At 61.5% G+C, this 14,391-nt stretch carries 13 protein-coding genes; 5 read left to right on the forward strand and 8 right to left on the reverse strand.

Going from position 1 to position 14,391, the window contains the following annotated elements:
• Positions 1–8: 8 nt before the first annotated feature.
• A complete protein-coding gene (locus ACRAWE_RS20990) occupies positions 9–950 on the reverse strand; it encodes an ornithine cyclodeaminase family protein (protein WP_063918277.1) in 942 nt (313 codons plus the stop codon).
• Complete coding sequence (locus ACRAWE_RS20995; RefSeq protein ID WP_063918276.1) at positions 937–1,905, reverse strand: threonine/serine dehydratase; 969 nt, start codon at positions 1,903–1,905, stop codon at positions 937–939. Before ACRAWE_RS20995 ends, ACRAWE_RS20990 begins: the two co-directional genes overlap by 14 nt.
• A 478-nt stretch (positions 1,906–2,383) precedes the next feature.
• Here ACRAWE_RS20995 and ACRAWE_RS21000 point away from each other — a divergent pair, with 478 nt between their 5' ends.
• On the forward strand, positions 2,384–3,664 hold the full coding sequence (locus ACRAWE_RS21000) for a DUF3748 domain-containing protein (RefSeq protein ID WP_019455502.1): 1,281 nt from the start codon (positions 2,384–2,386) through the stop codon (positions 3,662–3,664).
• Positions 3,665–3,694: 30 nt separating this feature from the next.
• Here ACRAWE_RS21000 and ACRAWE_RS21005 read toward each other — a convergent pair whose 3' ends face one another.
• A complete protein-coding gene (locus ACRAWE_RS21005; RefSeq protein WP_019455503.1) occupies positions 3,695–4,042 on the reverse strand; it encodes a YceK/YidQ family lipoprotein in 348 nt (115 codons plus the stop codon).
• 309 nt (positions 4,043–4,351) lie between these two features.
• On the opposite strand from ACRAWE_RS21005, the gene ibpA reads away from it, so the two are divergent.
• From ibpA to ACRAWE_RS21020, 3 genes are all read left to right on the forward strand, one after another.
• The gene (ibpA, locus tag ACRAWE_RS21010) at positions 4,352–4,765 is read left to right on the forward strand and encodes a small heat shock chaperone IbpA (RefSeq protein ID WP_004933919.1); all 414 of its coding nucleotides are present in this window, start codon (positions 4,352–4,354) and stop codon (positions 4,763–4,765) included.
• 106 nt (positions 4,766–4,871) lie between these two features.
• Complete coding sequence (gene ibpB / locus ACRAWE_RS21015; RefSeq protein ID WP_004933922.1) at positions 4,872–5,300, forward strand: small heat shock chaperone IbpB; 429 nt, start codon at positions 4,872–4,874, stop codon at positions 5,298–5,300.
• Positions 5,301–5,467: 167 nt separating this feature from the next.
• On the forward strand, positions 5,468–7,126 hold the full coding sequence (locus ACRAWE_RS21020) for a putative transporter (RefSeq protein ID WP_019455505.1): 1,659 nt from the start codon (positions 5,468–5,470) through the stop codon (positions 7,124–7,126).
• A gap of 42 nt (positions 7,127–7,168) precedes the next feature.
• On the opposite strand, the gene ACRAWE_RS21025 is transcribed toward ACRAWE_RS21020, so the two are convergent.
• Together ACRAWE_RS21025 and ACRAWE_RS21030 are read right to left on the reverse strand one after the other, a co-directional pair.
• Entirely contained in the window at positions 7,169–8,422 is a 1,254-nt protein-coding gene (locus ACRAWE_RS21025; RefSeq protein ID WP_432525838.1) for a valine--pyruvate transaminase, read from the reverse strand.
• A 135-nt stretch (positions 8,423–8,557) separates the two neighbouring features.
• Positions 8,558–10,621: an alpha-amylase gene (locus tag ACRAWE_RS21030; RefSeq protein ID WP_432525839.1), complete on the reverse strand. Its 2,064-nt coding sequence runs from the start codon at positions 10,619–10,621 to the stop codon at positions 8,558–8,560.
• Positions 10,622–10,817: 196 nt separating this feature from the next.
• Between ACRAWE_RS21030 and ACRAWE_RS21035 the strand changes: the two genes are divergently transcribed.
• A complete protein-coding gene (locus tag ACRAWE_RS21035; RefSeq protein ID WP_019455508.1) occupies positions 10,818–10,970 on the forward strand; it encodes a hypothetical protein in 153 nt (50 codons plus the stop codon).
• 1 nt (position 10,971) lies between these two features.
• Here the strand turns inward: ACRAWE_RS21035 and ghrB are convergent, their stop codons facing one another.
• The 3 genes from ghrB to ACRAWE_RS21050 form a co-directional block, all read right to left on the reverse strand.
• Positions 10,972–11,949 carry a glyoxylate/hydroxypyruvate reductase GhrB gene (ghrB, locus tag ACRAWE_RS21040; RefSeq protein ID WP_063918273.1) on the reverse strand — a complete coding sequence of 326 codons (978 nt, stop codon included), beginning with the start codon at positions 11,947–11,949 and terminating at the stop codon, positions 10,972–10,974.
• A 73-nt stretch (positions 11,950–12,022) separates the two neighbouring features.
• Positions 12,023–13,291 (reverse strand): MFS transporter, encoded by a 1,269-nt coding sequence (locus ACRAWE_RS21045; RefSeq protein WP_063918272.1) that lies wholly within the window; start codon positions 13,289–13,291, stop codon positions 12,023–12,025.
• A 131-nt stretch (positions 13,292–13,422) separates the two neighbouring features.
• On the reverse strand, positions 13,423–14,388 hold the full coding sequence (locus ACRAWE_RS21050) for a sugar kinase (protein ID WP_025160293.1): 966 nt from the start codon (positions 14,386–14,388) through the stop codon (positions 13,423–13,425).
• Positions 14,389–14,391: the final 3 nt, after the last annotated feature.

Below are 14,391 nucleotides of genomic sequence, written 5' to 3' on the forward strand. Positions count from 1 at the left end.
GCGCCCCTTTATATTGCCGCCAGCACCCCTTTGGCGATCTGCAGATCCTGAATCGCCAGCCCGGTAAGATCGGCGATGGTGATGTGTTGCGGCTCGCTTCGCACCTGCTCCCCCTGCGCCAATGCGGTGCCAATTTCGACGATCGGCGTTGAAGTCAGCTTGTTCTGCCGATAAGCCGTCGCGATCTCGCCATATTCCGCACACTGCGTCAGCGCATCGACCAGCAGCGTGTCCGCCTTGGCCACCAGATCGGTCGCCAGCTCTTGCTTGCCGGGCGCGTCGGCGCCCACGGCGCTAATGTGCGTGCCGGGCCGGATATCTGCCGCCTGCAAGATCGGTTCGCGGCTGGGCGTGGTGGTCACGATCAGCTGGCAGTGCGCCGCCAGCTCCGCCGCATCCTGCGTGACCCACACCCGAAATCCCTCGGCTTCGGCATCGCGCCGATACGCCGCCAGCGCCTGTTCGTTGCGGCCCCATACCCATACCTCGCGGCAATCGGTCACCGGTTTCAGACACTGCAGCTGCAGCCGTGCCTGCAGCCCGGTACCGACCATGCCTATCGCCTGAATATGCGGCGGCGCGCATAGCTCGGCGGCGATGCGGCCGGCCAGAGCGGTGCGCAGCGCGGTCAACCACCCCTCATCCTGCAGCAGCGCGCGGGGCTCGCCGGTCTGGGCGGAGAACGCCATCATCAACCCCTGATTGCTGGCCAGACCGTGCTCGGCGTTGCGATAGAAACCGGCGGACACTTTGACCACGAACAGCTCGTCGCCTTCCAGCCAGGCGGATTTGATGCAGCAGTCGCCGGCGGCCCGATCGAACTTGAAATGCTGCACTGGCGGCTGTTGCACCCGTCGCTGCGAGTAGGCGATAAACCCCTGCTTCAGCAGCGGCGTAATGGCCTCGGCGTCGAACGCGGCGAGGATTTGCTGCCGGTTAAGGATGCGCATCGGCGATGGCCTTGAGGTATTTCTCCAGCACGATGTTTTTACCGCACAGCACCACCGCCACCTTTTTCCCCTGGTATTCCGGCGCCAGTTTGATCGCCGCCGCCAGTGCCACGCCGGCCGCACCTTCGATAATCCACCGATCGCTGGCGGCAATCAGACGCATCGCATGCTTGATCTCTGCCTCGCTGACCAGCACTTTACGGTCGATCAGCTGCTGGCACAGTGGAAAGGTCACGGCGCCCGGCTCGACGCCGCCTGCGGTGCCGTCGGACAAGGTTTCTTGCTCTGCCACCGGGAAGATATGGCCCGCTTCCAGCGCGCTGTACATGCTGGTGGCGTTTTCCGGCCAGCAGGCGATAAGCTGCGTGTTCGGCGACAATTGCCGCAAAACGGTGCCGATGCCGGCGATATAGCCACCGCCGCCCACCGCCACGAATACCGCGTCCAGATCGGCGAGTTGTTCAACCAGCTCCATGCCACAGGTGCCCTGGCCGGCAATGACCTGCTCGTCGTTATACGGCGAGATATAGGTTTTCCCCTGCTGGCGTGCGGCTTGTTCCCCCGCCAGTTCGGCGTTCAGCGCATCGCCCGGCACCAGTTCCACGGTGCCGCCCAGCGCGCGGATGGTGTCGAGCTTGATGCTCGCCGCCGTCTCCGGCGCATAAACCGTGACGCCAACGCCCATCAGCTGCCCCGCTAGGGCGACCGCCTGGCCGTGGTTGCCGGTTGAGGCGGCGATCACGCCGCGCCGGCGTTGTTCGCTATCCAGTAGCCGCAGCTTGTTGCTGGCGCCGCGAAATTTAAAGGAACCGGTGTGCTGCAGATGATCGCACTTCAGATACAGCTCGCAGCCCAACTGCTGTGAAAGCAGCACGCTGCGCTCCAACGGCGTGACCCGCACCTGAGGGCGCAGTTGCTGATGGGCAGAAACAATGGCATCGAAGAGGGGGTTCATACCGGCTCCAGAATTTTATTGGACTTAAAAATCCAGTTTGTACTTTTTTGTATTGGTTGTAAACCCCGTCGCCCGGGCGTCTGGCTAACCGGCCAGGCAGGGGAAACGGCATCGCGTTTGCGGTGAAAATAATCATTAATTTATCGCTTAGTGGCATGACCTTTTATTTATTTGCGTTAAGTAAGGCACCGCCACTGCCTTATTTTTATGAGGGAAATGAGAATGAAAAAATAGCGCTCGTCTCATTCACTTATACCGCATTGGCGCCGTTGAGTTTTTCCGCCAGGCATATGGCCGGCTAATCGGGCGCTTATTTCCTGCCGGTGCCGCCGATAGCCTTCAATGATAAGACAGGGGAAAAGTCTGGCGTAATTCCGCACCGAAAAAGCCCTTTGGGCTACCCTTGTTGGCTATGTGAAACGCCGCCGTCGATCCGGTAAGATGGCGGCTCAGTGCCAGCATGCGCAGGAGAGCCGTCATGAGCCATCGGGAAAAACAACTGACTTTCGACCCACGCGGGCATCAGTTAACCAATATCAACGTCTGGACGCCGGACAGCCAATGGCTCGCTTATGACGTGCGCCCGCGCGGCGCCTCTTTCACCGGCCTGAGCATCGAGCGGGTCAACGTCGCCAGCGGCGCGGTGGAAGTGGTGTATCGCGCCCAGCACGGCGCGCACGTCGGCGTGGTCACGGTCAGCCCCGATGCGCCGGCGCGCTATGTATTCATCCATGGCCCGGAGCATCCGGACAGCGCCTGGCAGTATGATTTTCACCACCGTCGCGGGGTGATCGTCAGCGAACCGGATCGCGAGTTGGCCATCACCCTCGACGCGCTGGATATCACAGCGCCCTATACGCCCGGCGCGCTGCGCGGCGGCAGCCATGTGCACGTTTTCAGCCCGGACGGCAGCCGCCTCAGCTTTACCTACAACGACCATGTGATGCATGAACGCGATCCGGCGCGCGATCTGCGCAACGTCGGCGTGGCCGTGCCGCTGCACGGGGTTAATCCGCCGAAACAGCACCCGCGCGAATATGACGGCAGCCACTATTGCGTGCTGGTCAGCGAGACCGTACCGCAGCCGCAGCCGGGCAGCGATCAGATCAATCGCGCCTACGAAGAAGGCTGGATTGGCCGCGAAGGTTACCGCAAGGCCGACGGCAGCCGGCAGCGTTGGGCGCTGGCGTTCATCGGCGATACGCTGTCCGCCGCCGGCGAGAAGCTGCCGGAGGTGTTTATCGTCGATCTGCCGGAAAACGACGCCGACTACGCCGCTGCGGGCGCTCTGCCGCTGCAGGGGACGGAAAGCGAGCTGCCCGCGCCGCCGCTGGGCGTCAGGCAACGGCGGGTGACCTTTACCGGGGAACGCCGTTTTCCGGGCGTAGCCGGCGCGCCGCGCCACTGGCTGCGCAGCTCGCCGGATGGCAGCCAGATCGCGTTTTTGATGAAGGATGACGGCGGCGTGGTGCAGCTGTGGACGGTGTCGCCGAATGGCGGCGAGCCGCGCCAGGTGAGCCGCAGCGAGCATGACATTCAGTCGGCGTTCAGCTGGCACCCGCAGGGCGGGACGATTGCGCTGGTGTGCGATAACAGCGTGATGCTGTGCGAGGTCGCCAGCGGCCGCCTGCAGCGTTTGACGCAGCGCAGCGCGCAGCCGCCGTCGGGCGATGCCGTGGTATTTTCGCCGGATGGCAAGAAAGTGGCGTTTATGCGTGAGATAGCGGGGTTCAACCAGATCTTCGTGGTTGAGGCGTAAGGCGGGCCTGACGGCCCGCAGCGTGCGTGATTAATGCGTGGCGGCGCTGTCGTTACCCTCGCCGGGATTGCCGGTCGCCGCCAGATTCTGCTGCTCGCTGCGCAGGATACGCGCTTTCGGCGAGTCTGCGGTGGCGTCATCGCCGGAACGCAGATAGTCGTAAGGTAACAGTACGGTATCCATCACCGCGGAGAACGGCAGATCCAGCGCCACCAGCGGCATCATCGCCCAACTGGTGTTGTCGTCCTTCAGCATGTCCACGCTGGCGCGGGTGCCGGGATAGTAACCCTGATTCGGGCCAGTATGGCTCATCACGCTGGAGCAACCGCTGGTCGCCAACAGCATGCAGCCCGTCGCTATCGCTTTCATCGTCGTCATTAATCCATCCTGCAGGGTTGCTGTGCCCCTTAATTAAGCCGATTTATAACATCCTGTTGCTGCTTGAAAAGAAGCAAAATCCCGCTCTGTGGCGGCTCTCTCACTTTAGTGTAAGTGGTAAAAAAACTTTCACCTAACCGGAATGAGCTTTTTTTGATCCTCGCCTGTTGAATTGATGAAATCAACCCCCATTTTATCATCAGAGCCGAATTGAGAATTCGCCGTAAGGGGATTCTGGCTTAATTAGCCTGTCCAGAATGGAAGGCGTATTTATTTCAACCTCGCTGAAGTGCCTTAGGAGGCTGTTTTATGCGTAATTTTGATCTTTCCCCGCTATACCGTTCCGCCATTGGTTTCGATCGCCTGTTCAACGCGTTGGAGGCCGGCCAGAGCCAGGGCAACGGCGGTTATCCGCCTTATAATGTCGAGCTGGTGGACGAAAATCATTATCGCATCGCTATCGCGGTAGCCGGGTTTGCCGAGCAGGAGCTGGAGATCACCACGCAAGATAATCTGCTGATCGTGCGCGGGGCGCACAATAATGAACCGGCAGAGAAAACCTATTTATACCAGGGCATCGCCGAACGTAATTTCGAGCGTAAATTCCAGCTGGCCGAACATATTCAAATTAAAGGCGCCAAATTGGAGAACGGCCTGCTGTATATCGACATGCAACGCATCGTGCCGGAAACATTAAAACCGCGCCGCATCGAAATTAAATAATTCCCGTTTCGCCGGCAGTTATGCTGCCGGTAAATATGCAGTCATGACACGCCCGCCGTCAGGGGGCTGAATAAACACATCTCGCTTAATGAAAGGAGTTGTTCCTATGCGTAATTACGATTTATCCCCGCTTCTGCGTCAATGGATTGGTTTTGATAAATTGGCCAGCTCAATGGGGGGCCAGGAGCCTCAGGGGTTCCCGCCGTATAACATCGAGAAAAGCGATGACAATCACTACCGCATTTCTCTGGCGCTGGCCGGTTTTCGGCAGAGCGAACTGAATATCGAAGTGGAAGGGCCGCGCTTGACCGTCAGCGGTAAACCCACACCGCCGGAAAAACAGGTCGAATACCTGCATCAGGGCCTGGTGTGCAAAGAGTTCCAGTTGACCTTCACTCTGGCGGAGCATCTGCAGGTGTCCGAGGCCAAATTTGAAAATGGCCTGTTGCACATCGATCTGGTGCGTCAGGTGCCGGAAGCCTTGCAGCCGCAGCGCATCGCCATCGGCGCGACGCCGGAGCTGGAAGCCAAATAACCGACTGAAAAACGGTCATCATCATGCGGGGGAGATCCAGACGGATCTCCCCCGCTGCGTTATGTGGCGCACGCCACAGACCCCCCGTCAGCCCGATGTCATAATCCTTGTTAATTGTGTGTCTTTGGCCGCAAACCCATTGTTCAACTTTGGCAAGGATGTGACCTATGAGCGATATCGCCCTGACCGTCAGCATGTTGGCGCTGGCGGCCGTCATTGGGCTGTGGATGGGGAACTGGAAGCTGTACGGCGTCGGGTTGGGCATCGGCGGCGTGCTGTTCGGCGGCATTCTGGTCGGGCACTTCGCCCAGAGTGGGCAAATTAGCCTGAACGGCGACATGCTGCACTTTATCCAGGAGTTTGGCCTGATCCTGTTCGTCTATACCATCGGCATTCAGGTCGGCCCCGGTTTCTTCTCTTCGCTACGCGTCTCCGGTTTGCGGCTTAACGCCTTCGCGGTGCTGCTGGTGCTGACCGGCGGCGTAGTGGCGGCGGCGGTACATAAGCTGTTCGACGTGCCGCTGCCGATCATCCTCGGCGTGTTCTCCGGTGCGGTCACCAACACCCCGGCGTTGGGCGCCGGCCAGCAGATTCTGACCGATCTCGGCTCCGATCCGGCGTTGGTGGACGGCATGGGCATGGGCTACGCCATGGCCTATCCGTTCGGCATTTGCGGCATTCTGCTGGTGATGTGGCTGATCCGACTGTTTTTCCGCATCAATATCGAGCGCGAGGCGCAGGCGTTTGAAAGCAGCCTGGGCAATCAGCGCGAGCTGCTGCACGCCATGAACGTGGCGGTACGCAATCCCAATCTGCAGGGCATGGCGATCAAGCAGGTGCCGCTGCTCAACGGTGAAGCGATCGTCTGTTCACGCCTCAAGCGTGGGGAGCTGCTGATGGTGCCGGCGCCGCACGAGCGGCTGGAGCTTGGCGACTACCTGCATTTGGTGGGCAAGCGCGAAGACCTGGAGAATGCCCGGTTGGTGATCGGCGAAGAGGTAGACGCGTCGCTCTCGACGCGCGGCACCGCGCTGCAGGTGGTGAGGGCGGTGGTGACCAACGAGCAGGTGCTGGGTAAAAAAATCCGCGATCTGAACCTGAAGCAAAAGTATGACGTGGTGATTTCACGCCTCAACCGCGCCGGCGTCGAGCTGGTGGCCGGCAGCAACGTGACGCTGCAGTTCGGCGACATCCTCAACCTGGTCGGTCGGCCGGAGGCCATCGACGCGGTGACGGCAATCGTCGGCAACGCCCAACAAAAACTGCAGCAGGTGCAGATGCTGCCGGTGTTTATCGGTATCGGCCTAGGGGTGCTGCTCGGTTCCATTCCGCTGTTCGTGCCCGGCTTCCCGGCGGCATTGCGGCTGGGGCTGGCCGGCGGGCCGCTGGTGGCGGCGCTGATCCTCGGGCGCATCGGCAGTATCGGCAAGCTGTACTGGTTTATGCCGCCGAGCGCCAACCTGGCGCTGCGCGAACTGGGCATCGTGCTGTTTCTGGCGGTAGTCGGGTTGAAGTCGGGCGGCAACTTCATCGAGACGTTGCTGCACGGCGAGGGGCTGACGTGGGTGGGATACGGCGCGTTGATCACCGCCATTCCGCTGCTGAGCGTCGGTATTCTGGCGCGCACGGTGGGCAAGATGAACTACCTGACGCTGTCCGGCATGTTGGCGGGATCGATGACCGATCCGCCGGCGCTGGCCTTCGCCAACGGTCTGCACCCGACCAGCGGCGCCGCCGCGCTGTCTTACGCCACCGTTTATCCGCTGGCGATGTTCCTGCGCATTATGTCGCCGCAGCTGCTGGCGGTGCTGTTCTGGACGCTGTAATCCACAAGAAGGGCGCCGTGGTGGCGCCCCGATGGATTGATCTTAGTTCGCTTCCTGATGCGCGCGTTCGATCTCTTCCGCCAGAATAGCCACGCCGCGCTCGATTTTCTCCGGGTCGGGCACGTAGTTCATGCGCATGCACTGGTGGGTATGTGGCCAGTCGTGCTCCAGCCCCGGGAAGAAGTAGTGGCCCGGCACCATCAGCACGCCGCGCTTTTTCAGGCGCTGATACAGCACCTCGGTAGTGATCGGCAGATCCTTGAACCACAGCCAGAGGAAGATAGCCCCTTCCGGTTTGTGGATCAGGCAGCGTTCCGGCGACAGGTAGCGGCGGATAATCTCGATGGTGTGTTCGACACGCTGTTTGTAGAACGGGCGAATCACCTCGTTCGACAGGCGCAGCAGATCGCCGCGCTCGATCATTTCCGTCGCCATCGCCGGCCCCATGCTGCCCGGCGACAGGCTGATGATGCCGTTCATGTTGGTCAGCGCGGTGATCACCTTCTCGTCGGCGATCACGATGCCACAGCGCGAGCCCGGCAGGCCGAGCTTGGACAGACTCATGCACAGGATGGTATTCGGGTTCCACAGCGGCGTGGCGTCGCTGAAGATGATACCGGGGAAAGGTACGCCGTAGGCGTTGTCGATCACCAGCGGAATATTGCGCTGCTGCGCCAACCGATCGAGCTTTATCAGCTCTTCGTCGGTGATCACGTTGCCTGTTGGGTTGGTCGGCCGCGAAACGCAGATCATGCCGATGTCATCGCCGATATTCAGGTGCTCGAAATCAACGTGATATTTGAACTGGCCTTCCGGCAGCAGCTCGATGTTCGGTTTAGCGGAGACGAACAGCCCTTCGTCCAGCCCGGCGTCGGCATAGCCGATATATTCCGGCGCCAGCGGGAACAGCACGCGGCGGCGTGAACCATCGGCGTAGCGGCCGGCGAACAGGTTGAACAAGTAGAAAAACGCGCTCTGACTGCCGTTAGTCAGTGCAATATTCTGTGGCGAGATCTCCCAGCCGAGCTCGTCGCGCAGCAGATTGGCCAGCGCTTTCAGCAGCGCGTCCTTGCCTTGCGGGCCGTCGTAGTTGCACAGCGCTTCGGTCAGTTTGCCCTGATCGAGCATCTCCTGGCACAGCTGTTTGAAGTAGGCTTCCATCTCTGGGATCTGCGCGGGGTTGCCGCCGCCGAGCATGATGGCACCGGGGGTGCGCAGGCCTTCGTTCAGATCGTCCATCAAACGGGTGATGCCCGCATAACGGGTAAATTTGTCGCCGAAAAGTGAGAAAGTCATAGGTGCAGCAGTACTGTTTTTTAGCAGGTAATCACCCACCATACCGCCAGATAAATCCCGCTGCAATGCGGCCGAAAAATAGACCACTGGGCATAAGTTTTACTCAATGGTCTATTGGTAGCATATTACGCTGAATTATTGTGACCGTTCGCCGGCCCACACTATCATCACCTTATCGTCGCCGAGCCGGCGGCTGAAGGCATAGTAAGCGGCGTGCGGCTGCGGGATTTGCACGCCGCCGCCGATCGCCGGGTGGCGGGCGCGAAACTGCCCCAGCCGCTGCCAGTGGGCCAGCAACGGAGCTTTCTCCCCCTGCAGTTCGCGCCAGTTCATGTTGGAGCGGGTGCCCTGCAGCGGATCGGAACCGGTCGGGCCGAGCGGGCGGCCGCTTTCGTCGCCGTAGTAAATCTGCACCGCGCCCGGCGCCAGCAGCAGCAGGTTCGCCGCCCGCTGTTGCCGGGACAGCGAGCCTTTGGCATCGTCGGCGAAGAACAGCCGGGTGTCGTGCGACGAGAGGTAGCTCAGCACGTTGAAATCCTGCAGCCGCTCGGCCATCTGCCGGTAGGTGGCGTCGATGTCGGCAAAGCAGCCCAACGCCTGTGACGCCTGGTCCTGGAAGTCGAAGTTGATCATCGCGTCGAAACCGTTCTGGTAATAGTCGCTTTTCATCACCCCGTGCCCCCAGGCTTCGCCGGTCATCCAGAACGGTGCGTCATCCAGCGCCTGCTGCGGGTGTTCCGCTTTCCACGCCGCCAGCGCCGCCGTGGCGCGTTGCTTCAACAGCACCAGCGTCGGTTTCTCCACGTGTTTGGCGGTATCGACGCGGAAACCGTCGATGCCGTAATCGCGCACCCACTGGCTGAGCCAGACGGTCAGGTAATCGCGGGTAGTGGCACCGGGGATATCGTGTGCGGCGGTGTCGGGCTTATGGCGGTAGAACAGCGGCAGGCCGCTGGCGCCGGGCGCTTCGGTTTTGATGTCCGGCAAGAAGGCCAGCGACATCGTCAGATCATCGTAGCCCGGCGCGTCATAGTCGCCGATATCGGTGCGGATCCAGTTTTTTCCCCACCATTGGCGCCAGCCCGCCTTGTCGCTGAAGTTGATGTAGTCGTTGAAGCTGTGCCAGTTTTGCCCCGGCCCAGGACGCCAGTCGCCCCAGTTTTTCCCCAGGATGCTTTCCACCTCCGTGCCCTGCAGATACAGCGAGCCGAAGTGAAACGTCTGCATATCCGCCAGCGTGGCGTAGCCGACGTGGTTCACTACCACGTCGAACAGGATGCGAATGCCGCGCTGATGCGCCTGCTCGACCAGCGTGCGTAGCTCCTGTTCGGTGCCCATGTTGGCGTCGAGGCGGGTCCAGTCCAGCGCGTAATAGCCGTGATAGGCGTAATGCGGGAAGTCGCCCTTGGCGCCGCCGCCGACCCAGCCGTGGATCTGCTCCAGCGGTGAGCTGATCCACAAGGCGTTGACGCCGAGTTGCTGCAGATAATCCAGCTTTTGCGTCAGGCCAGCCAGATCGCCGCCGTGAAAGGTGCCGATCTCCTGCAGGCCGTCGCTGCGGCGCCCGTAGCTGTGGTCATTGGTCGGATTGCCGTTCTCAAAGCGATCGGTCAGCACGAAATAAACCGTGGCGTTATGCCAGCTGAACGCCGCCGGTTTAGTGGTGGCGGCGGATTCCAGCAGCAACAAGCCGCCGCTGACGGCGGCGGGCTGCAGCGTGATTTTACCCTGGCTCACCTGCGCCGTTTGGCCGGAATAGAAATCGCGCAGCGTTTCGCCTTCGGCGAAGGTCGAGGCGACGTCGACCGTGACCGGCTTGCCGTCCCAGCACGGGCAGCTGCGGACGGCAACGGCGGCGCTTTCCGGCGCGCTGCGCAGGCTGAGCCGCAGCGTGGGGGTACCGCTGCGGGTGTCGATGTGCGCCTGATAGTCGCCGGCGCGGAACTGCCGCCAGCTGACCGGCGGGTTGACGCCGCAGGGCTGCAGCGACAGCGTCTGGTTAAGCTTCACCGCCTCGGCCGGCTGCCAGCATTGGTTGTCCTGATACAGCTGCAGCGGCCGCTGGCCTTTAGGCAGCGGGGCCTGGCTGATGAACAGCCCGGCGGCGGTTTCGTCGAAGGCCGGAAAGCCGGGCAGCGTCCAGGCGGCTAGCGCTGCTGGCGACAACAGCATCAACAAGGGCAGGGGTAACAGTTTCATGGCTCTCCTTACGCGCGGCAGGAAGCGTTTTTGTCGCAGGGTAGCGCCCAGTGTGGCAAACGGTGAAAAAACGGCCTCCTCCCTGCGGTTTTTTTTCGGGGAGGAGAGGGAGGGCGGAGCGTTTTCGGATTGATTCGGCTTGGCTTTGCGCGTGCGCTGCGGCAGATTAAACGATGAACATCAAAGGAGGTTAGCGATGACGGACAAAAACTGGCGAGAAGAGATCGTTCAGGCAATTCAGGATGCCGAATTGCAGCACTTCGCCGAAGAACATCAGCTGCAGGCGCTGTTCGCGCCGCAGCAGGAAGAGCAACACGGCCGGTTATCCGCAGACCACCGGCCGCGCTAAGTTATTTCTGCAACAGCTGCGGATTGACGCAGTTTTCTTTCACCGTGCCGGTCAATGCGGCGATCAAGTTATCCACCGCGCAGGCGGCCATGCCGTAGCGCGTTTCATGGGTGGCGGAGCCGATGTGCGGCAACGCCACCACGTTCGGCATGCTGAGCAGCGGCGAGTTGGCCGGCAGCGGCTCTTTCTCGAACACATCCAACCCGGCGGCGTGGATCACGCCGTTTTGCAGCGCTTCGATCAGCGCCTGCTCATCCACCACCGGCCCGCGGCCGGCGTTGATCAGAATGCCGCTTTTCTTCATCTTCGCCAGCTGATCGCGGCCGATCATGTGGAAGGTTTGCTCGGTCAGCGGCAGCGTGATGCAAACGAAATCCGACTCGGCCAGCAGGGTATCCAGATCGCAGCGGCGCGCGTTGAAGCGCTGTTCCGCCTCTTCGTGCGTGCGGCGGGCGTTGTACAGCACCGGCATGCCGAAGCCGAAGTGCGCGCGCTGCGCCAGCGCCAGGCCGATGCGGCCCATGCCGAGGATGCCGATGGTTTTGTGGTGCACGTCGACGCCGAACCAGTCTGGCCCGATGCTGCCGCGCCATTCGCCGGCCTTCACCCGTTCGGCCACTTCCACCACCCGGCGCGCGGTCGCCAGCACCAGGCTCATGATGGTGTCGGCGACGGTTTCGGTCAGCACCGTCGGGGTGTGCATCAGCAGCACGTTATGCGCGTTGAGCGCCTCGACGTCGAAGTTGTCGTAGCCGACGGAAACGGTCGAGGCCGCGCGCAGTTTGGGCGCCTGCTGCAGGAAGGCTTCGTCAATTTTACCGCCGGAACCGATGATCCCTTCGGCCTGCTGCAGCGCCTGGCGCAGTTCGTCGCGGTTCTCCGGCTGCAGGCCGTTGAAGGCGTGCACGGTGAAGTGCTGTTCCAGGCGTTCACGCAGGTCGGCAGGCAGGCTTTTGTACAATACGATAGAAGGCTTCATCACGAACTCCAGCTGGGCCAAAGGGGGCCTGGCGCCCCCCCGGTTGGGTTAACAGATAAAAAGTATAACCGGATCAAGCCAATTGCGGCTGGATCTCGTTGCGGGCGGGTTTGACGATCAGCGTCAGCACCACCGCCACCACCAGTGCGATGGCCATAAACATGTAAGAGGCCGCCGGGCTGCCGGTGGCGCCATTCAGATAGCCGACGAACCAGGAACCGAAGAACGAACCCAGCGCGCCCATGCTGTTGATCAGCGCCATGGCGCCGCCGGCGACGTTTTTCGGCAGCATTTCCGGAATGATGGCGAAGAACGGCCCGTAAGGGGCGTACATCGCGGCGCCGGCGACCACCAGCAGGCCGTAGGAGATCCAGAAGTGGTTGGTGCCCACGGCGTAAGAACCGAAGAACGCCAGCGCGCCGATCAGCAGCAGCGGCCAGACGAACAGTTTGCGGTTTTGCATTTTGTCCGACGCCCAGGAGACCACGATCATGGCGATGGTCGCCGCCAGGTAAGGTACCGCCGACAGCCAACCGGCTTCCACCATGCCCATCTGCATGCCGCTGCGCAGGATGGAAGGCAGCCACAGCACGAAGCCGTACACGCCGATGCTCCAGGCGAAGTACTGCACGCACAGCAGGATCACGTTGCGCGAGCGGAAGGCTTCGCCGTAGTTGCGCACGGCCTTGATGCCCTTCTGCTCTTCGTCCAGCTGCTGTTGCAGCGCCCGTTTCTCATCGGCGCTCAGCCAGCCGGCCTGCGCCGGTTTGTCTTTCGCCAACACCCACCAGCAGAACGCCCAGATGACCGCCGGAATGCCCTCGATGATGAACATTTCGCGCCAGCCGAAGGCGTGGATCAGGTAGCCGGACACCACCGACATCCACAGCACCGTCACCGGGTTGCCGAGGATCAGGAAGGTATTGGCGCGTGACCGCTCCGATTTGGTGAACCAGTTGCTGATGTAGATCAGCATCGCCGGCATCACCGCCGCCTCCACCACGCCGAGGATAAAGCGAATGGCGGCCAGCATCGGGATATTGCTGACTACGCCGGTCAGCGAGGCGCAGCCGCCCCACAGGATCAGGCACCAGAAGATCAGTTTTTTGACGCTGCGGCGTTCGGCGTAGATGGCGCCGGGAATTTGGAAGAAGAAATAACCGAGGAAAAACAGCGCGCCCAGCAGCGAGGCCATGCCTTTGGTGATGCCGAGATCTTCATTGATGCCGGCGGCGGAGGCGAAGCTGAAGTTGGCGCGATCGAGATAGGCCAGGCTGTAGGTGATAAACACGATGGGCATGATGTACCACCAGCGTTTGGCCGCGACAGTCGCTTTGTTCATGTTCAGTATCCTTCAGTGGTGTTGCATCCCCTTCGCCGGCATGCCAGAAGAAGGGGCAGATGCTCTCCCGACGCGTCCCGGTTGTAGGGCCAGAGGCTGACGTCATGCGGAGAAGTCGTATTTTTTTATTATTATTCGGCCAGCGCCGCGCGGGTCGGCAAGCCTTCGCTGTCGCCGATGGCCTGGATCGCCAGCGAGCCGATTTTGTTGCCGCGCTGCACCGCCTGTTTCAGCGTTTTGCCTTCCAGCAGGGCGCTGAGGGTGCCGACGGCAAAGCCGTCACCTGCGCCCACGGTATCCACCACGTTGTCGACCTTGACCGCAGCTACTGCCGCTTTATCGCCGGCGGCGGTTTTAAACCAGGCGCCGTCCGGGCCGGTTTTGATGATCACCGCCTGCACGCCGCGCTCCAGATAGAAATCGGCGATGCCTTCCGGCGTCGATTGGCCGGTGAGGATCTGCCCCTCTTTCAGCCCCGGCAGCACCCAATCGGCGGCGAACGCCAGCTGGTTGAGCTGCTCGATCATCACCTCGCGGCTGGGCCACAGCACCGGGCGCAGGTTGGGGTCAAACGAAATGGTTTTGCCCAGGGCGCGCATCTCGCGCGCCGCATGGTGGCACAGCGCCAGCGATTGGCTGGACAGCGCCGCCGCTACGCCGCTCAGATGCAGGTGGCGTGCCGAAGCGAAATACTCACGGTTGAAATCGGCGACCGACAGGTGGCTGGCCGCCGAGCCTTTGCGGAAATACTCCACGCTGGGATCGGTACCATCGGTGGTTTTGGACTTCACCTGAAAACCGGTCGGATACTGGCCGTCAACCGTGACCTGCCGGTAGTTGATGCCCTCTTTTTTCAGCTGCTGCAGGGTGAAGCGGCCGAACGAGTCGTTGCCGACGCGGCTGACCCAGCCGACGTTCATGCCCAGGCGCGCCAGGCCGATCGCCACGTTCAGTTCGGCGCCGGCGATGCGTTTGGTGAAGGTTTCCACCTCCGCCAGATCGCCGGTCTGTGCCGCCACGAACATCGCCATGGCTTCGCCCAGCGTGACCACATCCAGGGGCGCCTGTTGCGCCGTCGTTGCCGTTAACGTTGTCATCAT

This window comes from Serratia sp. BFP-2025 (assembly GCF_050880365.1).
Classification (GTDB): Bacteria; Pseudomonadota; Gammaproteobacteria; order Enterobacterales; family Enterobacteriaceae; genus Serratia; species Serratia surfactantfaciens.

Excerpts from the sequence above, each read along its gene's own strand:
- ghrB (WP_063918273.1), bottom strand. The coding sequence starts at position 11,949 with ATGAAGCCTTCTATCGTATTGTACAAAAGCCTGCCTGCCGACCTGCGT.
- ACRAWE_RS21000 (WP_019455502.1), top strand. The coding sequence starts at position 2,384 with ATGAGCCATCGGGAAAAACAACTGACTTTCGACCCACGCGGGCATCAG.
- ACRAWE_RS20990 (WP_063918277.1), bottom strand. The coding sequence starts at position 950 with ATGCGCATCCTTAACCGGCAGCAAATCCTCGCCGCGTTCGACGCCGAG.
- ACRAWE_RS21030 (WP_432525839.1), bottom strand. The coding sequence starts at position 10,621 with ATGAAACTGTTACCCCTGCCCTTGTTGATGCTGTTGTCGCCAGCAGCG.
- ACRAWE_RS21020 (WP_019455505.1), top strand. The coding sequence starts at position 5,468 with ATGAGCGATATCGCCCTGACCGTCAGCATGTTGGCGCTGGCGGCCGTC.
- ibpA (WP_004933919.1), top strand. The coding sequence starts at position 4,352 with ATGCGTAATTTTGATCTTTCCCCGCTATACCGTTCCGCCATTGGTTTC.
- ACRAWE_RS20995 (WP_063918276.1), bottom strand. The coding sequence starts at position 1,905 with ATGAACCCCCTCTTCGATGCCATTGTTTCTGCCCATCAGCAACTGCGC.
- ACRAWE_RS21045 (WP_063918272.1), bottom strand. The coding sequence starts at position 13,291 with ATGAACAAAGCGACTGTCGCGGCCAAACGCTGGTGGTACATCATGCCC.
- ACRAWE_RS21035 (WP_019455508.1), top strand. The coding sequence starts at position 10,818 with ATGACGGACAAAAACTGGCGAGAAGAGATCGTTCAGGCAATTCAGGAT.
- ibpB (WP_004933922.1), top strand. The coding sequence starts at position 4,872 with ATGCGTAATTACGATTTATCCCCGCTTCTGCGTCAATGGATTGGTTTT.
- ACRAWE_RS21050 (WP_025160293.1), bottom strand. The coding sequence starts at position 14,388 with ATGACAACGTTAACGGCAACGACGGCGCAACAGGCGCCCCTGGATGTG.
- ACRAWE_RS21025 (WP_432525838.1), bottom strand. The coding sequence starts at position 8,422 with ATGACTTTCTCACTTTTCGGCGACAAATTTACCCGTTATGCGGGCATC.
- ACRAWE_RS21005 (WP_019455503.1), bottom strand. The coding sequence starts at position 4,042 with ATGACGACGATGAAAGCGATAGCGACGGGCTGCATGCTGTTGGCGACC.